The organism is Sphingobacterium rhinopitheci (assembly GCF_022627575.1).
GTDB classification, from domain to species: domain Bacteria; phylum Bacteroidota; class Bacteroidia; order Sphingobacteriales; family Sphingobacteriaceae; genus Sphingobacterium; species Sphingobacterium rhinopitheci.
In genome coordinates this window covers 160355-185078 of sequence record NZ_JADEYQ010000002.1, presented here as the reverse complement: position 1 = coordinate 185078, position 24724 = coordinate 160355, and the positions used below count along the sequence as shown (strand labels likewise).

General features: G+C 34.6%; 17 protein-coding genes and 1 riboswitch. Of the genes, 9 read left to right on the top strand and 8 right to left on the bottom strand.

Annotated elements, in window-relative coordinates; translation table 11 throughout:
• Positions 1 to 43: 43 nt before the first annotated feature.
• Positions 44 to 3397, bottom strand: coding sequence for a UvrD-helicase domain-containing protein (locus IP023_RS03580; protein WP_241788883.1), 3354 nt, complete (start codon positions 3395 to 3397; stop codon positions 44 to 46).
• Between the two features lie 79 nt (positions 3398 to 3476).
• Between IP023_RS03580 and IP023_RS03575 the strand changes: the two genes are divergently transcribed.
• Positions 3477 to 4376, top strand: coding sequence for a hypothetical protein (locus tag IP023_RS03575; RefSeq protein ID WP_241788882.1), 900 nt, complete (start codon positions 3477 to 3479; stop codon positions 4374 to 4376).
• A gap of 133 nt (positions 4377 to 4509) precedes the next feature.
• Here the strand turns inward: IP023_RS03575 and IP023_RS03570 are convergent, their stop codons facing one another.
• The gene (locus tag IP023_RS03570) at positions 4510 to 6927 is read right to left on the bottom strand and encodes a TonB-dependent receptor domain-containing protein (RefSeq protein ID WP_241788881.1); all 2418 of its coding nucleotides are present in this window, start codon (positions 6925 to 6927) and stop codon (positions 4510 to 4512) included.
• Positions 6928 to 7018: 91 nt separating this feature from the next.
• On the opposite strand from IP023_RS03570, the gene IP023_RS03565 reads away from it, so the two are divergent.
• Together IP023_RS03565 and IP023_RS03560 are read left to right on the top strand one after the other, a co-directional pair.
• A complete protein-coding gene (locus IP023_RS03565; RefSeq protein ID WP_241788880.1) occupies positions 7019 to 8005 on the top strand; it encodes a helix-turn-helix domain-containing protein in 987 nt (328 codons plus the stop codon).
• An 87-nt stretch (positions 8006 to 8092) separates the two neighbouring features.
• Positions 8093 to 8614 carry a 30S ribosomal protein S16 gene (locus IP023_RS03560; protein WP_241788879.1) on the top strand — a complete coding sequence of 174 codons (522 nt, stop codon included), beginning with the start codon at positions 8093 to 8095 and terminating at the stop codon, positions 8612 to 8614.
• A gap of 53 nt (positions 8615 to 8667) precedes the next feature.
• On the opposite strand, the gene IP023_RS03555 is transcribed toward IP023_RS03560, so the two are convergent.
• Positions 8668 to 9051: a hypothetical protein gene (locus IP023_RS03555; RefSeq protein ID WP_241788878.1), complete on the bottom strand. Its 384-nt coding sequence runs from the start codon at positions 9049 to 9051 to the stop codon at positions 8668 to 8670.
• A 127-nt stretch (positions 9052 to 9178) separates the two neighbouring features.
• On the opposite strand from IP023_RS03555, the gene rimM reads away from it, so the two are divergent.
• The 4 genes from rimM to IP023_RS03535 all read left to right on the top strand — a co-directional run bounded on the left by rimM (position 9179) and on the right by IP023_RS03535 (position 12318).
• Positions 9179 to 9706, top strand: coding sequence for a ribosome maturation factor RimM (gene rimM, locus IP023_RS03550; protein WP_241788877.1), 528 nt, complete (start codon positions 9179 to 9181; stop codon positions 9704 to 9706).
• Between the two features lie 176 nt (positions 9707 to 9882).
• The gene (locus IP023_RS03545; RefSeq protein WP_241788876.1) at positions 9883 to 10752 is read left to right on the top strand and encodes a pirin family protein; all 870 of its coding nucleotides are present in this window, start codon (positions 9883 to 9885) and stop codon (positions 10750 to 10752) included.
• A 9-nt stretch (positions 10753 to 10761) separates the two neighbouring features.
• Positions 10762 to 11079 (top strand): GNAT family N-acetyltransferase, encoded by a 318-nt coding sequence (locus IP023_RS03540; RefSeq protein ID WP_241788875.1) that lies wholly within the window; start codon positions 10762 to 10764, stop codon positions 11077 to 11079.
• 126 nt (positions 11080 to 11205) lie between these two features.
• Positions 11206 to 11310: riboswitch (SAM riboswitch) on the top strand.
• A 51-nt stretch (positions 11311 to 11361) separates the two neighbouring features.
• The gene (locus tag IP023_RS03535; protein WP_241788874.1) at positions 11362 to 12318 is read left to right on the top strand and encodes a methylenetetrahydrofolate reductase; all 957 of its coding nucleotides are present in this window, start codon (positions 11362 to 11364) and stop codon (positions 12316 to 12318) included.
• A 56-nt stretch (positions 12319 to 12374) separates the two neighbouring features.
• Here the strand turns inward: IP023_RS03535 and IP023_RS03530 are convergent, their stop codons facing one another.
• Positions 12375 to 13046 carry an OmpW/AlkL family protein gene (locus IP023_RS03530; RefSeq protein ID WP_241788873.1) on the bottom strand — a complete coding sequence of 224 codons (672 nt, stop codon included), beginning with the start codon at positions 13044 to 13046 and terminating at the stop codon, positions 12375 to 12377.
• 287 nt (positions 13047 to 13333) lie between these two features.
• Here IP023_RS03530 and IP023_RS03525 point away from each other — a divergent pair, with 287 nt between their 5' ends.
• Positions 13334 to 16330 (top strand): glycosyltransferase family 117 protein, encoded by a 2997-nt coding sequence (locus IP023_RS03525; protein ID WP_241788872.1) that lies wholly within the window; start codon positions 13334 to 13336, stop codon positions 16328 to 16330.
• Between the two features lie 1460 nt (positions 16331 to 17790).
• Here IP023_RS03525 and IP023_RS03520 read toward each other — a convergent pair.
• The 3 genes from IP023_RS03520 to IP023_RS03510 all read right to left on the bottom strand — a co-directional run bounded on the left by IP023_RS03520 (position 17791) and on the right by IP023_RS03510 (position 22077).
• Positions 17791 to 18060 (bottom strand): hypothetical protein, encoded by a 270-nt coding sequence (locus IP023_RS03520; protein WP_241788871.1) that lies wholly within the window; start codon positions 18058 to 18060, stop codon positions 17791 to 17793.
• A 769-nt stretch (positions 18061 to 18829) separates the two neighbouring features.
• Positions 18830 to 19969, bottom strand: a complete 1140-nt coding sequence (locus tag IP023_RS03515) for a hypothetical protein (protein WP_241788870.1) — start codon at positions 19967 to 19969, stop codon at positions 18830 to 18832.
• 437 nt (positions 19970 to 20406) lie between these two features.
• Positions 20407 to 22077, bottom strand: a complete 1671-nt coding sequence (locus IP023_RS03510) for a glutamine--tRNA ligase/YqeY domain fusion protein (RefSeq protein ID WP_241788869.1) — start codon at positions 22075 to 22077, stop codon at positions 20407 to 20409.
• Positions 22078 to 22177: 100 nt separating this feature from the next.
• On the opposite strand from IP023_RS03510, the gene IP023_RS03505 reads away from it, so the two are divergent.
• The gene (locus tag IP023_RS03505) at positions 22178 to 23467 is read left to right on the top strand and encodes an FAD-dependent oxidoreductase (protein WP_241788868.1); all 1290 of its coding nucleotides are present in this window, start codon (positions 22178 to 22180) and stop codon (positions 23465 to 23467) included.
• A 6-nt stretch (positions 23468 to 23473) separates the two neighbouring features.
• On the opposite strand, the gene IP023_RS03500 is transcribed toward IP023_RS03505, so the two are convergent.
• Positions 23474 to 24703, bottom strand: a complete 1230-nt coding sequence (locus tag IP023_RS03500) for an ROK family transcriptional regulator (RefSeq protein WP_241788867.1) — start codon at positions 24701 to 24703, stop codon at positions 23474 to 23476.
• Positions 24704 to 24724: the final 21 nt, after the last annotated feature.

The following is a 24724-nucleotide window of genomic DNA, read 5'->3' as shown; positions in this document are numbered from 1 at the left end:
ATTAGAGGTTTTTATAGCATCTTATTTTTAAATTCCTGTTGTTTTATACTGCTGTTAATTCGTTTATTTTTGCATAATACAAGTAACCTTTTACATTCTTATAACCTAGATTTTGTAAGGCTTTCATGTATTGATCCACTTGTGTCTTGTGTTCGATATAATTATCTCCCGTGAATTTAAAGTCAAGGACAATAGTTTCTTCAGCATTGGTAAATACCTTGTCTGGACGCAGTGTACGACCATCTGCCGTGATGATGGCAGCCTCATTCCATATTTTGTAATGGCCTGTCAACCAGCTGTTGACCTGAGGGTGATTCCAGATCTGATAGATTTCTTTCAACAAAATATCCTTATTCTCCAGTGCTAAGATACCCTCTTCAATATAGCGCTCTACTATTTTTGCAATATCTTCTTCTTTAGCAGATTCTGACATTACTTCGTGCGCCAATATGCCGTATTGTGATGCTTTCTCGAGCATCAATATCAAATTAATGTCACGGCGACTTGTTTTCTCCAAGGCTTTTTCCATAGCTTCAGAGATGGGATACTCTATCAATGCTACAACATGCGAATCTGATGTTACTTCTTTTTCCTTCTTGGGAACAATCTGATCTATGGTTAACTTTCCTTCTTCCAAAGTGAATGGCGATGGGTTGGTCTCTAGAACTTGATATAAGACATCAGATATTAACTCATTTTTAATCTCATAGCCTGTTATTTGTCCTGTTTTTTTGTCTACATTCTCTTTAAATCCTGGGGCGGTGATATAGATATGTTCAATGGCACGCGTAGTTGCGACATATAGGGTGTTGAGGGCGTCCATATAGTTAAATAACATCTCATCATAATATTGCTTATAGAAGATGGATTTAGCAATATTTCCATTGTATTTAATTGGTATTTTCCCTAAATCACTAAATGGGGTATTCATAGTGTCAATCCAAAAATCACCATTCAATTTTCCATCAATACCCCATGAGCAAAATGGAATCATAACTACATCATAAGCTAATCCTTTGGATTTATGAATTGTCGTTACTTCTATAGCATTTATATTACCACTTGATGGCAGTGTTATCTTGTTGGCATCTTCATCCCAAAATTCTAAAAATTGATTGATACCACGCTCTCCATTGGCGGTGAAATTACCAATTACATCTTTAAGCGTCAAAATATAAGGTAGGTGGATATTATTTGCTGTGGCAAATCCATATATCTCTATTAATTTTTCAATCAAGTGTATTAAAGGAAGTTTTTGCCACAAGTCCCAATTAGATAGCAATTCCGTCGGTAATATGGATGCAAAGTCTTGGATATTATTTGATTTAAATTTTAGCCACTCCTCAGCATCAAAAGAACGCTGTTGCTGAATAGAGGTATAGAGATAGGCAATGCGGGCATGATAGATGACATGTTTGTCGGAGGTATATATAATTGCTTTTAGTGTTTCAATAAGTAATTGCACCGCTTCGTTAGTAGATAACGTAAGCGCATCTCCCGAAATAACATCAAATTCAATAGCTGTTGTATTTCTATATTCCATCAGTTTTTGAATTAGCACAGTTGCTTGAATATTACTACGCACAAGGATACCGATCTGTTTTGGTTCATATCTGCCTGTTGAGATCCATTCACCGATCTTTTTGCATAGATTTTCAATAGATTGATCTGATACGCGGTTTGCACGATATTGTCCAGAACTAACTGGAAAGAACTCAATCTCAATAGAACCTTGCTTTTCTAGATTATTGACTTTGACCGCTGGAATTGCTTGTGCGCTATTTTCGTAGGCACGTGTCAACATCGAGTCATTGCGTTGTTGTCGCCACCATTGCAGACCTTCGTTCGATAGGTTATTGTCTGCAATTTCATTTAATACTTTTTGAAGGTGGGCTGGTATTTTTTCATATAAGTAATTGTTAAATCGGATAATATTTGGTAACGATCTAAAATTAGTTTCTAAATTACCATTTTCAATAAATGTGCTTTTAGTAGCTTCGGTAAGATGAAAAGTACGACTTACCTGCTCTTCGACTTGTTGCAATAGAATTCGCCAGTCTCCATTGCGCCAGCGGTAGATACTTTGCTTGACATCACCCACAATGAGATGCTCATTCTGTTCTCCTGTACTATTACCTAACGCATTTAATAATAGTGGGCTATAGTTTTTCCACTGAATGCTCGAGGTATCCTGAAATTCATCAAACAGAAAATAATTATACCTATTACCGATTTTCTCCCAGATAAAGGTAGGGTCATTATTATTGTCCAAACCTAGTTTGTTCAATAGTATCTGTGAATCCGAAATTAGTTGAGCGCTATTTTCTTTACGCCAAGTACTCAATAGATCTGACATCTCCTTCAGTAGACGGAGGTAGTATAGATTTCCTTGAACAGCTTGGTAAGCAATAAACGTAGGGGTAAAGGCTTTTGTTGCTACAAATTGTTTTAATACAGGTGCAAAAGCTTGTATTAGATCATAACGTACATTCTTGTCACTTCCCATAAAATCGTCTTCGTTCTCTTGGAGCGATATGAATTTATCCATCAACTCTTCTAGTTTTGTGATAGATAGTTTTTGAATATTGGGAGATATTTTTGAAAGAGTAACCAGTTTATTCCTTGATTTGCCTTTCAATTCATCTGGTTGGATATGGAGTGATTTGTATGTTTCTTGAAAGATAACAATAGTCTCACTTACCACTTCTAGGTATGCTTTTGTCTTTTCTACAACTTCGCGATTCAGCAAATTGAAAACCTCATTTGTATCGGCACTGGCCAATGCGGCATTTAATACCTGAAAATTCTCCGTAAATATTAAGCTCGCCAAGTTGCTCAACTCGTTGCGGTAGTTCCAATTTTCATTATTGTTGATTTTCTTTTCGGCGTAGCCTATAATCCATTCTAATAAATCGGGGCGCTCATCCAACAATTGATTCAACATGACCGTTAGGTCTGCTTTGACCTTATTGGTGTTCATTTCGATTTTATAACCTGCATCAAGATTCAGCTCATATGTAAATGAACGTATTACTTTCTGTGAAAAACCATCTATTGTACTAATGGTAAAATGACTGTAATCATGGATTATACGACGATATACGCGATGTGCTTTTTGTTGAATTAAAGCGCTCGACCATTGTAGGTTTTGCTGTAATAATATCTGCCTGAAGGATTCAATACTCGATTTGTTATCGCCTAAAGCAAGTCCATGAAGTACAGATAGGATACGCTCCTTCATCTCAGCAGTAGCCTTATTCGTGAAAGTAACTGCTAATATTTCTTTATAACTGTTCTCGTTGTTCAACAACAAGGAGATATAATGAAGCGTCAAGCTAAATGTTTTGCCTGAACCTGCAGATGCTTTTAGAATTTTTAAAGGAGCAATTTGAGTCATACGTTGAATGTAAAAAGTAAATGGCAATTGGCCAAAAATGTTTTTATTTATGTATCTTTAATAGAATATAAAGTAAGTTATGAAAAATCTTCTTCTCTTGTTGCTATTTGCAATCACTCTTACGAGTTGTGAGAAGGATGATATTGGTGCTTTATATGATGATGGATTGATAAAGCGCATTGATAATCAAGGAAGTAATAGTCATTCAATAGGTGAAATCGTTATTAAATATGATGATTTAGATCGTGTGTACAGTATCAATGATACCTTATTTTATTATGATGAATATGATAAAGTCATTTATACTCGATATAATGAACATCTAGACAAAGATGGGTATAAATCGTATAAAATTATAAAAAAGTCTTATAGTTGGGATGCCCAAAATAGATTGTTGGCTATAAATGTGGATAGTAATTATCAATTGTTAACCGATATGCAGGGCATGCTTCAGGTGAATAGTGATAAGCCGTATACAGAAGCCTACTTCTATTATTCCGACAATAATACCATCCCCGATAGTATAGGTTATAATGATGATATTGGTAAAGACCTTTTGATATCCAAAAGATTGTATCATAGTAATGGTAACATTAATAAGAAAGAAGATATACAAAATATAGGGGCGCTAGATTCGGATGTAGGAAGTTCGGTTATTATGAAATCTATTTATCTTGATTATAGTGATCAAGATAATTATCTCTATCCCTTGTATAGAAAATTAGGTTTTCTACCCAAAAGCTTGGGGTATGTTACTTCACAAAAGCTGTTGTCCACATCTGAAATCGTTGAAACCATTGTGCTCGGAAACGTAAGTAGTAGCTTGCAAACAAAAAAAACTACAGTAAAAAATGTATTTTCTAGCAATAAAGGACCTAATGGCTATCCTACGCTTATCAATATTAATTCTATGATAGATTTTGATAATGGTATGGGGTATACCAATGTTGGTAGCTCTGATACGTATATATATTATTAATATTTATTGTAGGTCTTTGCAGCCTATTATTAGGTGTATATAAGCCTAGCATTATGCTATGTATAGAATTATTATTTTTATACATGCATAATGCTAGGCTTACCTATATAACACTGTTTATTAACTCGATTTCTTAAAATTTGAAGGAGAGATTCACTAAAAATTCAATTGGCTTTTGCGGTTTAGTTCCAAAGTCCCAATATTTCTCGTTTGTAATATTATTCAATTTAAGGCCAATTCTATATTTTGTCTGATCATAAAATGCTGTCGCATTGTATATCGTATTTGCCGGAATAAAGAAATCATTGGATCCTGAGAATGTAACTTGATCGACATGTTTCATCCCTGCACCTGCACCTATTCCTTTTAGATTGCCCTCGAGGAATTTGTAACTCACCCAAGCGTTGGCAGTATTTTTAGGGGTCCATATTGGGCGTTTGCCAATTAGGTTGTCGGCAGCGACGATATATTTACTATCATTATATAGATAACCAAGGGCGATATTTAATCCTCTCAACGGATTGCTAATCACCTCTAATTCCAGTCCTTTACTATTTGTTTTTCCATCTTGTATAGACATATTAGGTCCTAGTGGACGAACCGTATTGTCTACAGTAATATCAAAGTAGGAAATTGTCGCATTGATTTTCTTGTCCATGACTTCAAATTTTGCCCCTACCTCCCATTGGTTTGCTGTTTCGGGGGCAAATTTTATAATCTCTGGTGGTTTACCATCGTTAAAATCCTCAATAGTTACATAACCTAGTTGGCTTCTATTATTTCTAAAGCTATTTGCATAATTACCGTAAATGGAAACTTGGTTTTTAATAACTTGATAAACTAAGCCTATTTTTGGGGATATGTTTGTTTGCTTATACCCTGGTATTTCGCGATAGCTAGCAATTGGATTTGCTGGTGTGCCGGGGTTGAATATCTTGTTTGTTTTTTCATTATAATTATTCAAACGGGCGCTAATCATAAGGAATATGCGGTCGTAAAAATTCGTTACGTTAGACACATACCCACTAATAGAATAACCTTCAGATTCTGTATTGCTCGATCCTATGCTTTCCGCAGTACGATTGCGGTTTATCTCTCCCAAGGTCATCGGTGGCCAATAGGGAGTCCTGATATCAATGATGTCGTATGTCGTAAACCACGGTTCTTGTGCCATGAAACTATTATTGAATAGACTATATTCTGCTCCTATTAAAATCTGGTTATTAATAGCTCCTAGTTTGTACGAGCCATTAAAATTTTGTTGTAATGTGCTGTAGGTTATTATAAAGCTATCAAAGTTGAGATAAGTTCTGCTCATTTCATTATCGCTGATCACCGTAGGGACTAAAAATATCGAATTTTTGTCCCCACTTTGGTTAAATAGATAGGAAGTACGTGAGATCCAATTGTTGGATAACTTGTATTCTAATTCTGCATTGATACTCACATTGGAGCGTGCTGTAGTAATATCATTCGAATAAAAAGCCCTGTCATAGGGCAATGGAAGGTCTTTCATAGATTTGTATCCCTCATATCTACTCGCACTTCTAATGAATGAGCGTAGTGGCTTTTGACTATTAAGTACTTCCGCATCAAAGCGTACATTTGTGCGGTCATTTGCTTTAAATAGTATCGATGATGCAAGCCCTAAACTCGTAATTTTACCAGCATCTTGAAAGCCATTTTCGGTCGATCCCAATACATTTATTCTGGCTAAGGCTGTTCTATCTTTATTCATGGGGGTATTTATATCGGCAGTGATTCTATTTAGTCCCCACGATCCTGTGGTATAAGAGATGTCACCACGGTATGATTCAAAAGGTTTTTTGGTGACATTATTTACAACACCACCATAGCTTGATGCTTGGGAGCCAAATAGGGTAGCAGATGGTCCTTTCAGGATTTCTATTTTTTCTAAGTTGAAAATTTCTGTTTGGATACGTGTATCTATAGGTAAGCCATTTCTATTGAGGCGATATAACGGAAAACCACGTAAATAGATTGTATTACCATTATCATTAATTCCGGTTTGTGCAATTGTTCCTGCTGTTTGTGTAAGTGCGGTATTGTAAGTGATAGCTCCCAATTCTTGGAACAACTCTTTTGTAACCACCGAATAGGCTTGCGCATTTTGAAGATTCGCTAATGGCATCCGCGCAGGGCCCTCTGTTTCTTTGCGGGCAAATTTGTTCTTTTGGATATCCGAAACTATAACTTCTCGCAATGTGCGAGAATCTGATTGTATGATTATGGGATCTAATAAAAGTGCTAGCGTGTCTGATAGTACTATGGCTTGCTCATGCACTGTATAATTGGCATAGGTTACGATCAATATATATTCACCATTAGGTGCTCTTATACTGAATTTGCCCTGATTGTCAACACTAGAGGCATAATTTGTACTTTCTAGTTTTACTGTAGCAAATGCTAATGGCTTTTCATCAGTTGTTAGCACCATTCCCTGTATGTGGTTTGTAATAGACTGAGCAGAGCTAATTTTTACGGAAATTAAAATCAGTAATATGCAACTGAAAAATATTTTTCTTTTCATTTATTTTTATTTAGTTTTATTATAAATAACGACAATAAAGATATAATTTTTTAAATATTAAGAATAACCGATAAGGTATTATTATTAACCAATGAAGGATACAATAGCCGATTTAACTTGGAGTCAATTTTATAATGTAGAATCAATAAGTGATTTATTTAAGGGTAAAAATGTTAAAAGAAGGAATGGATTTCGACATGTAGAGATCAATAATGATTATGTATTTGGTGAGTTACTATATATAAACTTCGATGGAATTGTATGTTGTTATCAAGATTGGAATGTCTATAAGCCATTTAAGTTGGCTGTTAATTCGTTGCTCCCAACCATTAAAATTCAATTTGAAATGGAAGGAGGCGAATTTGAATATGATAACGAATTGGAGGCGTCTACGGAGTTATTATCCCTCAACTATCAATTTGTCGCTAAATATAAAACAAATAGTATCCTGCAATACCGAAAATCCAGAAAAGTCCTAGATATCTACATGACAGAAGCATTTTTGGTTCAATTGCTGCAATCGCAAGGGTATTGTTTTGCCTCCTTGTATGAAATTCTACAGGATTCAATTAATTTGTTCAAGGTGCCGGTTGCTATTACAGCCATTCAATATGATATGTTAACTTCTTTGATATATCATGACTATAATGATCAGTTCGCTATTGAATTTATTAAATGTAGAGTCAGGGAGCTTATTATTAGTGTGTTTAAAGGGGCAAGTAATCTTTTTCTAACGGAGAAATTTCGAATGGAAGATCAATTGATAATTAGTCAGATAAAAAAATATCTAGATATATATTTTAAAGAAGATTTTCGAATGAACGATTTGTCTAAACAGTTTTGTATCAATGAATACAAATTGAAATATTTATTTAAATGTAGGTATCAGGATACAATATTCAGTTATATTCGTAAATTAAGAATGAAATATGCCTATAACTTGTTGGTAAATAGCCCCAAGTGTATTAAAGAAATAGCTTATGAAACAGGCTTTAAATATGCCCATCATTTTACACGAAATTTTGTTAAACAGTATGGTGTTCTTCCAAAGGATGTGAGGCAATTGGCTGATAAATAGTTTTTTGATTTAGAAAATATTAGTATCTTTGCGTCCCCTCTTACATGAAGTACGGGGGATATGTTGAATACATAAAAAAATAAAAACATGGCAACTAAAATCAGATTGCAAAGACATGGTAAAAAAGGACGTCCTTTTTACCACCTAGTAGTAGCAGATGCACGTGCTCCACGTGATGGTAAATTCATCGACCGTATCGGTTCTTACAACCCAAACACTAATCCAGCGACTATCGTTTTGGATTTTGATAAAGCGTTGGATTGGATGAATAAAGGTGCACAACCTACTGACACAGCTCGTACTATCCTTTCGGATAAAGGTGTTTTATACAAAAAACACTTACAAGGTGGTGTTAAAAAAGGTGCTTTTGATGAAGCTGCTTTAGAGACAAAATTTGCTGCTTGGACTGAAGCTAATGCGGCTAAAGTTTCGGGCAAAAAAGACGGTTTAGCAAATGCTAAAGCTGAAGCTAAAAAAGCTGCTTTAGTAGCTGAGGCTGCTAAAAAAGATGCAAAAGCTGCAGCAATCGCTGCTAAAAATGCTCCTGTTGCTGAAGAAGCTCCTGCTGAAGAAGCTGCTGAAGAAACAACTGAAGAAACTGAAGGTTAATCTTTCATACAGTATTCATGAAGCCGATTCATTTTTGAATCGGCTTTTTTGTTTTAAAATTTTAGCTGTAAGCCAATACTCGTATATGGTTTATTGTTTACTTGTTGTGTGCTTGCTAAAGGTTCTAATCGATATATTTTCTTTTTATTGTCACGTGCTGTTAGGTAAAATGGGATACTGAATGTACTTATAATAACACCTGTACCAATAAAGGAGAAACCTGTAAGGAGTGAAAATACTTTTACATAAGGATTATTACTTGGAACAAGTAATAAAGCTGTACCTGCAGCTACGCTTGACCCTCCAATGATCAAAAATCTATTTCCCCTTTTTTTAGATAATTTATAATTTTCTAAATAGATATCATTTGTTTTGATGTTTTGGGCTAATACTGTCGAAGAGTACATCAGTATACAAATTAGAATTGTAATTTTCATTGTATTAATCTTTAAGGAAATTTATTTTCTTTAAAGATATACTTTATTTTAAAGTATCTTTTATTGACTGCAGTCACAACTCTTCTGTTTGTAGCTGATAATCTATTTTATTTCATATTTTTGCATTATGACAATCGAAGAAAGTTTTTATATCGGATATGTGAGTAAGACCAGAGGTCTAAAAGGTGAGGTTCAGTTATTTTTTGAGTTTGAGGATTATGCAGACTTGGATTTAGATGTAATATTTTTGGAAGTGAACAAAAAACTTGTTCCTTACTTTATTGATACAGTCAAATTACATAATAATAGTACGGCATATGTGACTTTCGAAGATGTAGATCATATTGATAAGGCTCAACCCCTAGTGCGTAAGAAGATGTATCTTCCTAATGATAAATTGCCTATACGTGATCCTGATGACTTTCGATGGACTGATTTAGTAGGGTTTGTTGTTATCGATGAACAACATGGTGAGTTGGGTGAGATTATAGACGTGACAGAAATGCCACAGCAATTTATCGCTACTGTAGAAATGGAAGATGGTAAGCAATTGATGTTTCCGCTCTCCGAAGATCTGATTCTAGGTATAGATGGCGAAGAAGAGATTTTAGAAGTGGATCTACCCGAAGGACTAGTAGATTTATATAAAGAATAGCAAAAAGGGAAAAGTTCAAAGCTTTTCCCTTTTTTTATTTATGGATAGTAATATGTATTGATTATTTGTTAATCTATATTAACTTTTAGCGCTTAAATAATCTGTAATTTTAGAGTATGAAAAACAATATCTGATTATTGTTCGACAGCAGTAGTAATATTTAAATATAGATAACTATGAAAACAGTTGAAAACGTTTTTTCGCCTAAAAAACCCCATTTTGTGGGGGATGGATTTAGAGTACATAATTTTATCCCTGGCTATCCAGATATGAGCCAAGAACGAATGGATCCATTTTTATTGTTAGATTATAATTCTAAATATGTGTTTCCTCCAAGTGAAATACCCAAAGGGGTAGGTGTACATCCACACAAAGGATTTGAAACAATAACTATTGCATATCAGGGTCGTGTAGAACATGGCGATAGCAGTGGCGGCGGCGGTATCATCGGTGAAGGTGATGTACAATGGATGACCGCAGGGAGTGGTGTCTTGCATAAAGAATTTCACGAAACAGAATGGAGTCGAGAAGGTGGACTTTTTCAGATGATCCAATTGTGGGTTAACCTTCCTGCAAAGGATAAATCTACTGCTCCAAAATATCAAGCTTTATCAAATGCAGCTATTGCACGTCATCTATTGGATGACAATAAAGGTTATGTGGAGGTTATAGCGGGTAGTTTTCAAGAAACAAATGGCGTAGCTAGCACATTTACACCCATAGAGATGTATAATCTAAAAGCGACGGCAGGAGCAGAAGTAGAGTTTACTATTCCAGCAGCCTATAATACGTTTGTTTTAGTGTTGGAAGGGCATATTACTATTAATCATAAAGATGCTGTAGCTGTGGATCATTTGGCTTTGATGGCAAATAATGGGAATGATTTTACGATTTCTGTCGATGAAGATGCAGTTGTATTTATAGCTGGAGGTCAGCCGATTCATGAATCTATTGTTCATTACGGACCATTTGTGATGAATACGGAGCAGGAAATTGAAGAAGCTATAGCAGAGTTTCAAACTGGAAAATATGGTCATCTTAATTAGTATAAAACGATGAAAGAAGAATTTCAAAGTATCGATCTTGTCAAGAATAATCATGCCCAAAGATTTGAATTGTCCGTAGACGGTTATACTGCTTTTATCGATTATAGAGAGCATCATACTATAATTTCGTTAATCCATACGGAAAGCCCTGAACAACTAGCTGGTAGAGGGGTTGCAACAGCGTTGATTGAAAAAACACTGCAATATTTGGATAGTAATAAACTTGTATTGATTCCTTTATGCCCATTGGTATTTGCGTATATTAAGCGTCATTTAGTTTGGTTACGAATCGTCCATGAAGATTATAAAGACAGGTTTATGTCCTAAAGAATAAGCATTGATAGGATTTATCAATGCTTATTTATATTGTAAGTATTTTATACTTCCTTTCCATTCCTGTAATATATGTTCAATTTCATTTTGACTTTATAAATCTAATCACGATATTAGCTATGCTTATAGAGAAAGGCAGAGGGAATAGACCCGCTGAAGCCTTAGCAACCTGACACTTGTCAAGGTGCTGCATTCTACCCAAATTTTGTACGGGAAAGATAAGCTCAGACACACTTATGCCGTGGTGCGTTTTCTCTAAGCCTAAATGAACAGAACATGAAAATTATTGATCATATTAAAAATGCTAAGGGTAAGACGTTATTCTCTTTTGAATTGCTACCACCGGCAAAAGGACAAGGAATTCAGAGTATCTTTAATACAATGGATGAATTGATGGAATTCAAACCTCCTTTTATTGATGTTACTTATCACCGTGAGGATTATTTATACAAACAACATGCTAATGGTTTATTAGAACGCGTTGCTTATCGCAAGCGTCCGGGAACGGTGGCTATTTGTGCCGCTATTATGAGTAAATACAAAGTAGACGCTGTTCCGCATTTGATTTGTGGTGGTTTTACCAAAGAGGAGACCGAGAATGCATTGATTGACTTAGATTTTTTAGGTATTGATAATGTATTAGTACTTCGTGGTGATGCACGTAAGGGCGATGGTGATTTTATTCCTACAGCGGGCGGACATGCTTATGCAACAGATCTTTTGGAGCAAGTTTCGGATATGAATCAGGGTAAATATTTGCACGAGGATATTGAAAGTAGCTCTAAAACTAATTTTTGTATCGGTGTAGCGGGATATCCGGAGAAGCATTTTGAAGCGCCAAATTTCAATACTGATTTCAAATGGTTGAAAAAGAAAGTAGAAATGGGAGCTGAATTTATTGTTACTCAGATGTTTTTTGATATCAATAAGTACAAAGATTTTGTGACCAAATGCCGTGAGCATGATATTCATGTACCTATTATTCCAGGCTTAAAACCTTTAACAAGTAAAAAACAATTGATAGCATTGCCAAAAATATTTCATTTGGATATACCAGAAGAATTGAGTGATGCCATCAGCAGCTGCAAAAATACGGCAGATGTACATCAAGTAAGTCAGGAATGGATGGTTAATATGTGTAAGGAGCTTATTGATTTTGGAGCGCCAGTTTTACATTTTTATACCATGAGTAATCCTGGGCCTACGAAAAAAATTGTAGAGCAATTATTCTAATATAAAAATAGGGAAGTAATATTACTTCCCTATTTTTATATTAAATCAAAGTGCTGTTATAGTCTGATACCTACTCCAAAACCTAATAGGAATGGGTTGAGGGTTACTTTTGCAGGGATATTTAAGCCTGCAGCTAAATTTGTAGCATCAACATCTGCATCTGTTTTTAAGAACAATTGCTTAATATCAAGATTCAAGAAGAAATTCTTTGATACATTTATATCTACACCTAATTGTGCGGCTAACGAAAATTTGTTTTTATAGCTGATGTCTTTTACAACAGGGCCTGCATCTTCATTATAAAAAATAGTATAATTGGCACCTATACCTACATATGGTTTCCAAATAGGGCTAGGGTGAAAGTGATATTGTAATGTCAATGTAGGTGGTAGCAACCAAACATGTCCCAAATCGATGGAAGTATTATTTGAGCCTCCAATAGATGATAAATCAGAATTCTGCGTATTTATTTTATGCTTTGATGTACCCAATATTAATTCTGCAGCAATATTTTTGGTAAAAAAATACGTGAAGTCTACTTCAGGGATAAATGTAGCGGAAACATCAACACTACCACCTATTTTGCCTACTTCAGAACTTTCCGTAGGTACAACACCTACTCCTCGAACTCTAATCTGCCATTTTGAATAATCACTACCATCTTGTGCTTGTACTACACCAAGACTTAAAAATAATCCTGATACCAATGCTAATAATCCCTTTTTCATATTAATATTATTATATTTTGATTGCTCAAATCTAGGGGTAATCAGGTATAATTAAAGTGACAAAAATCAGATTTAAATATGTAATGGGCCTATTTATTCGATATATATAGACTTTATCTTTGTAAGATATTATGTTTAAATATCCTATCTATAATTAATCTTTAGCATTTTTTTTGTCTATCCTTTAGTTGCTGACGCTATATTTTTCTCTTTGTTAAATAGTGTTAATTGCTTAGTTATGAGTGTTTTTATATTTAGATTTAAATAGTACTACCCAATTTAAATATATGAATTATAATAAATGGAATAATCTATTAGGATGGGCCTGTGGTCTTATTGCCGCTTTAATATATGTATCTACTGCGGACCGTTTTAATAGTTGGTGGGATACGGGAGAGTTTATTGCTTCCGCTTATAAGCTTGAGATTGTCCATCAACCTGGTGCTCCCTTGTTCTTAATGCTTCAAAATATACTTTCTAATCTTGCTTTTGGTGATACAAGTCGTATTGCATTTTGGATGAATGTAGGTTCAGCACTATATAGTGCTTTGACGATTGTTTTTCTTTTTTGGACGATTACTGCTTTAGCGAAGAAAATTCAACCAAAAGGAGAGGCTAAAAACTCTGCTTTAAATCAAGGGTTGATTCTTGGCGCAGGAGTAGTAGGTTCTTTGAGCTATGCTTTTACGGATACTTTTTGGTATTCTGCTGTGGAGAGTGAGGTTTATGCGATGTCTTCTTTGTGTACCGCTATCGTGTTTTGGATGGTATTGAAGTGGGAAGCACGTGCGGATCAACAAGATGCTAACCGATGGTTGTTGGCAGTGGCCTTTGTGATGGGCCTATCTATTGGTGTGCATTTGCTCAACTTATTAACTATTCCTGCGTTGGGCTTGGTTATTTATTTTAAGAAGGTTAAGAAACCTACTCTTTTAGGTATTTTAAAAACATTGGGCTTAGGGGTTATTGTCTTGGCTTTTATACTGTGGGGAATTATCCAATATACGGTTAAAGGGGCTGCTTATTTTGATTTGTTTTTTGTCAATTCCTTAGGTTTAAGTTTTGGTACTGGAATTGTTTTTTTTGTATTATGCTTAGCATCTATGCTCATTTATGCTATAGTTTATTCGATCAAAAAGCATAAACCAATAGTGCAATTGGTGGTATTAGCTATTTGTTTTGTGTTGTTTGGGTTTAGTTCGTATACTATGCTTATTATCAGGTCTCAGACCAATATATCCTTGAATAATGCATCTCCTGATAATGTATTTTCTTTTTTAGGCTATTTAAGTAGAGAGCAATATAGTTCGGAGCCTTTGTTGAAAGGTCCTATTTATACGTCGGAAATTGTAGGCGTACAAACAAAAGAATCATTTCACAAGGATGTGGATAAATATAGGCCGATCGAGGTAGGGGCGACTTATACCTATGATAAGGAGATGTTGTTCCCGAGAATATATAGCCATAAACATGGTTCCTTATATAACCATTACCTTAGTTTAGGATCTTCAAATCCTACATTTATAGATAATCTCAAATTCTTCTTCAGTTACCAGGTCAATCATATGTATTTACGTTATTTGATGTGGAATTTTGTAGGTAGGCAAAATGATGTACAAGGACATGGTGGGAAGATAAATGGTAATTGGTTGTCGGGGATAAATATACTAGATAGTAGATTAGCAGGCCAAGGTACTTTATCTGATGCAATGAAGGCTGATCCTTCACGAAATACGTATTTCTTCTTACCACTGATATTGGGCTGTATTGGTTTGATATGGCAACTAAAAAATCAAAAGAAAGATGCGTTAGTTACCGGATTATTATTCTTTTTTACCGGCTTGGCAATTGTTATTTATTTAAATCAAACTCCTATGCAACCTCGGGAGCGTGATTACGCGTATGCGGGCTCCTTCTATATATTCGCTATTTGGATTGGATTAGGGGTTTTGGGATTAGGTGCACTTTTGAAAAAAATGGTCGCTCAAAAAATTGCTATGCAGATGGCTTTTTCATTGGCTTTGTTAGGTGGCCCCATAATATTGCTTGTTCAAAACTGGGATGATCACGATCGTTCGGATCGACAATGGACGCGAGATATGGCTTATAATTATTTAGAATCTTGCGAACCCAATGCGATTTTATTTACCTATGCTGATAATGATACTTTTCCATTATGGTATTTGCAAGAGGTGGAGGGCATTCGTACGGATGTGCGTATTGTGAATTTGAGTTACTTACAATCCGACTGGTATATTAAACAAGCGATGGAAGATATTAATAAGGCCAAAGCTCTTCCAATGGAAATACCTTTTGAAAAAGTGAAAAAAGGAGTTCGTGATGTATTATATGTGCAGGAGATGGGGATCGATGGTTATACAGATTTAGCTACTTTACTAAAGATAATGCTTTCGGATAATGAAAGCAATCAAGTGCAGTTGACCAATGGTAAATATGTTAATATTTTGCCGACTAAAAAAATACAACTTCAAATAGATAAGGATACTGTTGTGCGTAATCGTGTTGTTCCTGCATCTTGGAACGATCATATCACTACAGCAATGAAATGGACTTATAATAAAGAATATGTCACTAAAGCTGAGCTAGGTGTGATGGCAATATTAGCACATAATAATTGGGAACGCCCAATTTATTTTGCCAATATGCTTTCTACAGAAAACTTTATCGGCTTGGATAAATATCTTGTTAATGAAGGGATGGTTTATCGATTGATGCCTATTGATGTTCAGCAACAAGAAGATCGCGTTTCTTTGGTCAATGAAGATTCGTTATATAGGAATATTATGGAAAAATATAAGCTTGGTAATATTGCTCATCTAAACCATTACGATACGGACTATAAAATATTTGTTAATCGCTACTTATGGGAGGAAACAATTGCCCTCGCTTTAGATACTTTGAATAAAAAAGGTGATCTCACAAAATCTAACGATATAGCGCAACTGGCATGGGCTAATATTCCCCGAAAAATAATCAATACACAGCAAGTACAGGTTAATTCTTATATCGTAGATACTTTGCTAAGGGTAAAGGATAATAATAAAGCGCTAAAATTAGCAGAAGTAGGGCTTGATTATTTAGATCAGCGTTTTGCTTATTTAGAATCTATAGGTAAAGGCTTGTCGGGTTTTGATGTTAATGAGTTACAGCTGGCGGTAGATACTTTAGATCGTTATAAATATATAGCATCACTGCACGGTAATACGAATTTGATAACACGTATCAACAATTTGGAAGCTCGTTATGTCAATAAGTATGAATAGTAAAACGGATTTTAACAGTATACTGAAAGTTATTAACAATTTGTAAATATCTATGTGGAGAGCTGTTGATAAAATTAAATTATCTATACACTTTTATTTGTACACGTGTTATCATCTATTTTTTCTTTGATGCTATGTTTATTGTTTTCTGTTTTAACATATAATTTAAAGTTATCCACATTTTGTGGATAACGGTGTGGAGAGCAGTTAGTAAAATAATACGATTTATAAATGTTAATTTCCGTACTCTTTATAATCAATTTTTTTAATCTGTGATTCTGAGCATCTATTTAAACATGTTATCTGAAGTTATCCACATATTGTGGATAACGGTGTGGAGTGCTGTTGGTAAAATAAAGTGATTTGGAATCTTTAATTTTTACTCGTTTTATTTTCTATATATTTATTTATGCTATGATTGCGGATATCTATTTAAACATATAAGTGAAAGTTATCCACATTTTGTGGATAGTGCTGTGGAGAGCTGTTGGTAAAATGTAGTCATATAGGATAGTAGCTTTGTGTTGTTGGATTTTAATATTATGATAGCGGTCCAATATTTTTATGCTTATTAACATGATATGTACATAATGTTCAATACCGATCGTATTTATAGCTGTTGAAAAGTGGATTGCTAGGATTATTATTTTATCTCATGTTGGCTCAGCGAATATTTTTATGCTTATTAACATGATGTGTACATAATGTTCAATACCGATGGTATTTCTAGCTGTTGAAAAGTGGATTGCAATGATTATTATTTCGAATCCCATGTTGGCCAGCCAATATTTTTATGCTTATTAACATGATGAGTGCATAATGTTCAATACCGATCATATTTATAGCTGTTGAAATGGAGAATTACTATGATTATTATTTATTATCCTATGTTGGCAAGCCAATATTTCTATATTTATTAACATGATATGTATATAATGTTCAATACAGATCGTATTTCTAGCTGTTGAAATGCTAGAATTACTATGATTATTTATTATCCTATGTTGGTAAGCCAATCTTTCTATGTTTATTAACATGATGTGTACATAATGTTCAGTACCGATCGTATTTATAGCTGTTGAAATGGAGATTGTATGATTATTATTATTTTATCCTATGTTGGCCCAGCGAATATTTTTATGCTTATTAACATGATGCGTACATAATGTTCAATACCGATCGTATTTCTAGCTGTTGAAAAGTGGATTGTTATGATTATTATTGTCGAATCCCATGTTGGCAAGCCAATCTTTCTATGCTTATTAACATGATCTGTACATAATGTTCAATACCGATCATATTTATAGCTGTTGAAATGCTAGAATTACTATGATTATTTATTATCCTATGTTGGTAAGCCAATCTTTCTATGTTTATTAACATGATGTGTACATAATGTTCAGTACCGATCGTATTTATAGCTGTTGAAAAGTGGATTGCTATGATTATTATTTTCGAATCTATGTTGGCCCAGCCAATCTGTCTATGCTTATTAACATGATGTGTACATAATGTTCAATACCGATCGTATTTATAGCTGTTGAAATGGAGATTGTTATGATTATTATTTTCGAATCTATGTTGGCCCAGCCAATCTGTCTATGCTTATTAAGCATGATGTGTACATAATGTTCAATACCGATCGTATTTCTAGCTGTTGAAATGCTAGAATTACTATGATTATTTATTATCCTATGTTGGTAAGCCAATCTTTCTATGTTTATTAACATGATGTGTACATAATGTTCAATACCGATCGTATTTATAGCTGTTGAAAAGTGGATTGCTATGATTATTATTTTCGAATCTATGTAGGCCCAGCCAATCTGTCTATGCTTATTAACATGATCTGTACATAATGTTCAATACCGATCGTATTTATAGCTGTTGAAATGGAGATTGTATGATTATTATTATTTTATCCTATGTTGGCCCAGCAAATATTTTTATGCTTATTAACATGATGCGTACATAATGTTCAATACCGATCGTATTTCTAGCTGTTGAAAAGTGGATTGTTATGATTATTATTGTCGAATCCCATGTTGGCAAGCCAATCTTTCTATCATTATTAACATGATATGTACATAATGTTCAATACCGATCATATTTATAGCTGTTGAAAAGCGGATTTCTATGATTATTATTGTCGAATCCCATGTTGGCAAGCCAATCTTTCTATGCTTATTAACATGATGTGTACATAATGTTCAATACCGATCGTATTTCTAGCTGTTGAAAAGTGGATTGTTATGATTATTATTATCGAATCCTATGTTGGCAAGCCAATCTTTCTATGTTTATTAACATGATGTGTACATAATGTTCAATACCGATCATATTTATAGCTGTTGAAATGCTAGAATTACTATGATTATTTATTATCCTATGTTGGCAAGCCAATCTTTCTATCATTATTAACATGATCTGTGCATTATGTTCAATGCTCCTTTTATAAAATATTATTCAATTAAAGTTATATTATATGTAATAATCCTATTAGGGTCGAATATGGTTTACTACAGGTTGATTATTCACAAAGTTATAAACATATGATCTATCGGTTACATACCCATTTTCATGTAAAAAGCCTAATCTAAGCTCATATTGACCAGATTTCTTCTCGAATTCATTTAAATCACATACAAATTCAAAATTATTACCTGCTGTAGTTTTCGTATTCCAGCTAATAGCGTCATAATCAAAGTTTTGACTCTCTGTAGAACCAAAAGGCTCGGGGTCATGCCATACTACAACGTCTGGTACTGTAATATTTGACGTATAATTTCCTCGTATGGTTATACTATTATTCTCCACAGCTACATTTAGGGTATTTAATTGAAATAGCGGTTCTTCGTACCAATTCGCTCGTGTCATCGTACTTACTGTTTGCGCATGGCTGATCTGTATCACAGCGGGGCCGGTTAAAGAAGTGGTGCTTAAGCCATATGTACTATTACCAAATCCCATCAGTGCGGTGCCTAGTGTTGGGGTTAGAGAAGGTCTCATTGTATTGTGGCTTGCTCCTAGCATATGGCCAATTTCATGGTATACGCTACCAATATTATACTCCGTTAGTCCGTCGAGTAGTCCCATGTATTCTGTATCTAGGTACAAAAAATCCATTACATAAGCCGTTCCATTCACTTCAAAATATGGGCCTCCTTGTGGATCTAAGTCGTCATCATTGTACTTAGGAATAAACACCAAGTCTTGACTGCTCTTTCTAGCTATGGTGTTATTTCGGCTGAAGAAGTTATCGATTTCACGTTCGATAATGATGTCTCCATCCTCTTCGGGATATGCATTCTTACCCAAGAGGCCATTTATTCTAATGATATTCACGGTATTGTCATCAATAAGATCCAGCCCAAACGATCGTCTACCTAATCCTTCTCTTTGTAGATTATTTGCAAAGTATTGCTGTGCCTCGAGTAGTATTTTACTTATTCTTTCTTCATATCGTGGGATAGGGCTTACGTCTCTAGGAACAAAGTAGATTACATTTACTTTATATGGGTTATTACGCCATGGGTTGCTCGTGCTCTCTGAGGGGGTGGGGCTCGGGTTGTTATCTTCATTTTTTGAGCATGAATAAAAAAAGAAGCTAATAAATAATAGTAAGATAAATTTTTTCATGCGCAGTAAGTGTTAGTTGTAGCGATTATAAATACATGGCTTTAGCCATATATTTGTTAATAGTTAATCTTTTTATAGTCCGTTGTTTTTGAAATAATTTCTCCATTTTTTTGGTATAAAAATGCTTAATACTTCATCATGTATCTTTATAGAATTGGACTATTAATTACTTAATCTATAATGTATTCTTTATTAAGTATTTATAGAAATAGGGCTATTTTGTATGCTGAGGTGAATACTTGATTAGCATAATGATTTCTATCAACAATTAATATAAGGCTTACTTAAAGATTGTGGTAATTTCTTTAAATGTAGGTAATTGTCGCTTTGGTTAATTGTGAAGTCGGTGGGAAAAATTTTTGCTGTAGAAAAAAAGCTACTTTATAAATCCTAAGATTTTATAAAGTAGCTTTACTATAAGTTGAGTTAAAAGGAGGTTATCCTTTTTTTACTTCTTTGGCCCAAGAGTCTTTTAAGGTTACCGTTCTGTTGAATACTAGATTATCTGCAGTAGATTTAGTATCTAACGTGTAATATCCAATACGGATAAATTGGTATCCTTTTCCTGCCTCTGCTGTTGCTAAATCAGGCTCAATGTATGCTTTCTTAATAACTGTTAAGCTATTAGGATTGATAGTGGCTTTGAAATCTTCTTCCGCGACAGGGTTTTCTACTTGGAATAAACGATCATATAATCTTACCTCAGCTTCTTTTGCATGAGCAACAGATACCCAGTGGATTGTTCCTTTAACTTTTAAACCTGAAGTGTCTTCACCAGATTTTGAATTTGGAATGTAGTTACAATGTACTTCTTTAACATTTCCATTTTCATCTTTTTTGAAATCGTGACATTCTACAATATAGCCATGTTTCAAACGAACAGATAAACCAGGGCCTAAGCGGAAGAATTTCTTTGGAGCATCTTCCATAAAATCATCTCTTTCTATCCACAACTCTTTGGTGAAAGGAATAATACGAGCGCCTTCACCACCTTCTACCTCAGGATTATTTTCGCCAATCAGCTCTTCAACTTGTCCGTCTGGGTAGTTGGTGATCACTAATTTTATCGGATCTAGCACTGCCATTCTGCGCCATGCTTTTTTGTTGAGGTCTTCACGAATACAGAATTCTAAAAGACTCATATCAATCATATTTTCGCGCTTTTGAACACCAATACGATCACAAAAATTACGAATACTTGCAGGTGTATAACCTCTACGACGGAAGCCCGAAATAGTAGGCATACGTGGATCATCCCAGCTTTCTACATGTCCTTCATTTACCAATTGCAATAGCTTACGCTTACTCATGACTGTATATGTCATGTTGAGGCGAGCAAATTCATATTGTTTTGACGGAAAAATATTTAAGCTTTTAATCAAATAATCATATAATGCACGGTGAGGAATAAACTCCAACGTACATATAGAATGTGTTATTTTTTCGATAGAGTCTGATTGCCCATGTGCAAAATCATACATCGGGTAGATACACCATTTGTCGCCTGTGCGGTGGTGATGTGCATGTTTGATACGGTACAATAATGGATCACGCATGTGCATATTTGGATTAGCTAAATCAATTTTTGCACGCAATACCTTTTCTCCATCTTTATATTTACCCTCACGCATCTCTTGGAAGAGTGTTAAGTTCTCTTCTATTGAGCGGCTACGATTAGGCGTTGGTACGCCTGGTTCTGTAGGCGTCCCTTTTGCAGCAGCAATTTCTTCTGCAGTACTATCGTCTACATATGCTAAGTCATTCTTTATTAAGGTGACAGCATAATCATATAATGTTTCAAAATAGTCTGAAGTATATAATTCATCAGCCCACTGAAACCCCAACCACTGTATATCTTTTTTTATGCTTTCAACGTACTCTGTGTCTTCTGTTACAGGGTTTGTATCGTCAAAGCGTAGATTTGTTTTTCCATTATATTTCTGTGCCAATCCAAAGTTTAAACATATGGATTTAGCATGGCCAATATGAAGATAGCCATTAGGCTCAGGAGGGAAGCGTGTCAATACACGTCCGTCATGTGTTCCTTCGCGAAGATCCTCTTCGACGATCTCTTCAATAAAATTTAATGATTTTTCTTCCTCTATCATAGAGCAAAGTTACTCAATATTGCGATATAAGTAAATATGTAGCATCATTTTATGTGGGATATACTGTAATTATAAGTGTCTATTTTATGTATATTCGGATATGAAATTGATTAATAGGACCATTTCGATAGTAGTTTTATATTTTAGCATCATTTTTAATCTATCTGCAAAAGAGGTAAAACCTCAATTGCTGGTTTATGGTGATAATATTCAAGCCTTTGCAGCAGCGTTGCAAAGTGCACGCTCTGGTGTTCCTACGCTCTGGGTGATGCCATCTGGCGATTGCTGTAGTGAGTTATTGGGTAATACTAGTAATATCGCAAATGAGAATAAGCTTATTGGCGGGATTTGGATGAATTTATTGCAAGAAGTAGGTTCGAATAAGGAAAAAAAAGATTCTCTGTTTACCCTTATACAGCAGGGACTCCGTCCTCAAATGCTTAAGGATGCTATTCTTAATATGATTGCTAATCAAGAGAATCTTACTGTTAGAAAGAATTTTAAAGTAACGAAACTGACAAATAATAGGAAGAATATTGATGTCGTATGGAATGATAAATCCAAAACCAAAGTATTGGCCGTCGTAGATGCTACTTATACTATGGATTTGAAATTATTTTTAAAGGAGCAGCCTTCGCCAGTACAACATGAAGTAGATACCGTGTACAATGGTCCCATTGTATTAATGCGAGATAATATTTTACGAACAATCGTGGCGACAGGAATTTCAAATCAGCAAATATGTGGTATTTCTTTGCGCGCTATTCTTGCGAAGGGTGTTGATAATATCTTTTTTACAGCCGATATGATGGATGATAAGAGGATCAATTCTTTGCCCTTTCAATTGGCTGTTGGTCAGGCAGTAGGCGCCTGTGCAGCATACACTTCATTTTTCAAAACTACTGCTGACAAAGTTGATGTACGCAAAGTGCAAACGGAGTTGATGTCTTTTGATAGTCGATTAATACCATTTGCTGATATAAGTGTTGAAGATCCTAACTTTAACGCCCTGCAAAGGATATTTTTGGTTAATATTTTACCTTGGGATCATACGGTCTTCCCGTTACAGTTTAACGGTACTGATTCCGTTTCTATTGCATCAGTAAGACCTGTGATACAGCAATTATATTCGCGTGCTCAATTGTGGTTTCTAGATAATGAAACTCAATTTTTTAAAACCAAAGACTTAATAGAATTGATCAAAGTAGTTGCTTTTCGTGGGGATGAATTGGATGAAGAGATCGAAAAAGCGTGGACCAAACGTTTCAAATTATCGGGTACATTTAGTCCAAGTCGTACGCTATCACGATACGAATTTGCTGTTTTGATGGATGCTTATGCCGAGCCATTTGCGAAGCGTGTCAATTTGCAAGGCGTAATATTGAGATAAATGTTGTTAACTAGTTATTTCAAAAAAACGATCACGCAACAATTGACAGGCACCATAGGATGCAGCAGATGAGCCATTTTTAGAAAATATGATTCTGGTATCTTTATTAACTATTGATAGGGAATATTTGTTGATAGAGTTTAATAGGGGGAGTGATAGGTAGTCATCTGCTTTAGCAATAATACCGCCTACCACAATCAATTCAGGATTGAAAATATTGATCAATGCCGCTATTCCACGACCCAATTTGTCTCCGATATAGTTTATCGATTCGATAGATAAGTTGTCATCTTTTTGCGCGGCTACGATTATATCATTCAACTTGATGTTATCATAGTTTTCAAATTTTCTATTAAGTATACTTGTACCACCATTTTTTAGCCTATCTATTACAATTCTTCGTAAAGCATGGCCTGATGCTTCCGTTTCTAAACATCCTATTTTACCACATCTACATAATATTTCATTTTCAAATATTGGAATATGCCCAAATTCACCCGAGAAGCCTGATTTACCATAGTAAATATTGTTGTTTATGAGTATACCTAAACCAATACCAGTATCTATATTTATGAATAAAACATCTTTTTCATTTTTAATAATACCGCTATTAAATTCTGCATAGGACAATGCTTTTGTGTCGTTTTCTAAAACCGTGTTTATCCCAAGCTCTTGTTCAAAATATTTGGATAGCGGATCTTCATAGAAATTAAAATAACTGTATGAATAACCTGTTCTATAATTTATTCTTCCAGATAAGTTGATGCCAATACCTAATATTTTTTCTTTTTTGATATTTTGCTTTGCAATAAACTCTTTTATCTGTATACAAATGATTTGTAATGATTTTTCATTGTTCTCAAGCAGGTAGGGGATCTCATCTTTTGTAGCGACAATTTCTTTTTTCATATTTATCATCGTGATACTTAGGTTGTCATTGCCTACCTGTACGCCTATGAAAAAGGCTGAATTCGCTTCCAGGCCATATGCATTTGGTTTGCGGCCTATACCCGCTGTAGATTTTCCGTAATCTTTGACTAATTTTTCCTCTATCAATTCGGTGATAGATTCATTAATTTTTGGAATACTAATATTGAACTCCTTACTCAATTCTGCAATTGTGCTATTACCATTGGTCGCAAAATACGCTAATATTTTTTTCTTTAAGCGTATATTTTTATACGCCACACCACTTACTGATGTCGAATGAATAGCGGAAAGGAAGTCTGGTATCATGTATTGTAATAATTAGTTTTA

What these genes read in the sequence shown, in the direction of transcription:
- IP023_RS03580 (WP_241788883.1), bottom strand. Translation starts at nt 3,397, where the DNA reads ATGACTCAAATTGCTCCTTTAAAAATTCTAAAAGCATCTGCAGGTTCA.
- IP023_RS03575 (WP_241788882.1), top strand. Translation starts at nt 3,477, where the DNA reads ATGAAAAATCTTCTTCTCTTGTTGCTATTTGCAATCACTCTTACGAGT.
- IP023_RS03570 (WP_241788881.1), bottom strand. Translation starts at nt 6,927, where the DNA reads ATGAAAAGAAAAATATTTTTCAGTTGCATATTACTGATTTTAATTTCC.
- IP023_RS03565 (WP_241788880.1), top strand. Translation starts at nt 7,019, where the DNA reads ATGAAGGATACAATAGCCGATTTAACTTGGAGTCAATTTTATAATGTA.
- IP023_RS03560 (WP_241788879.1), top strand. Translation starts at nt 8,093, where the DNA reads ATGGCAACTAAAATCAGATTGCAAAGACATGGTAAAAAAGGACGTCCT.
- IP023_RS03555 (WP_241788878.1), bottom strand. Translation starts at nt 9,051, where the DNA reads ATGAAAATTACAATTCTAATTTGTATACTGATGTACTCTTCGACAGTA.
- rimM (WP_241788877.1), top strand. Translation starts at nt 9,179, where the DNA reads ATGACAATCGAAGAAAGTTTTTATATCGGATATGTGAGTAAGACCAGA.
- IP023_RS03545 (WP_241788876.1), top strand. Translation starts at nt 9,883, where the DNA reads ATGAAAACAGTTGAAAACGTTTTTTCGCCTAAAAAACCCCATTTTGTG.
- IP023_RS03540 (WP_241788875.1), top strand. Translation starts at nt 10,762, where the DNA reads ATGAAAGAAGAATTTCAAAGTATCGATCTTGTCAAGAATAATCATGCC.
- IP023_RS03535 (WP_241788874.1), top strand. Translation starts at nt 11,362, where the DNA reads ATGAAAATTATTGATCATATTAAAAATGCTAAGGGTAAGACGTTATTC.
- IP023_RS03530 (WP_241788873.1), bottom strand. Translation starts at nt 13,046, where the DNA reads ATGAAAAAGGGATTATTAGCATTGGTATCAGGATTATTTTTAAGTCTT.
- IP023_RS03525 (WP_241788872.1), top strand. Translation starts at nt 13,334, where the DNA reads ATGAATTATAATAAATGGAATAATCTATTAGGATGGGCCTGTGGTCTT.
- IP023_RS03520 (WP_241788871.1), bottom strand. Translation starts at nt 18,060, where the DNA reads ATGTTAATAAACATAGAAAGATTGGCTTACCAACATAGGATAATAAAT.
- IP023_RS03515 (WP_241788870.1), bottom strand. Translation starts at nt 19,969, where the DNA reads ATGAAAAAATTTATCTTACTATTATTTATTAGCTTCTTTTTTTATTCA.
- IP023_RS03510 (WP_241788869.1), bottom strand. Translation starts at nt 22,077, where the DNA reads ATGATAGAGGAAGAAAAATCATTAAATTTTATTGAAGAGATCGTCGAA.
- IP023_RS03505 (WP_241788868.1), top strand. Translation starts at nt 22,178, where the DNA reads ATGAAATTGATTAATAGGACCATTTCGATAGTAGTTTTATATTTTAGC.
- IP023_RS03500 (WP_241788867.1), bottom strand. Translation starts at nt 24,703, where the DNA reads ATGATACCAGACTTCCTTTCCGCTATTCATTCGACATCAGTAAGTGGT.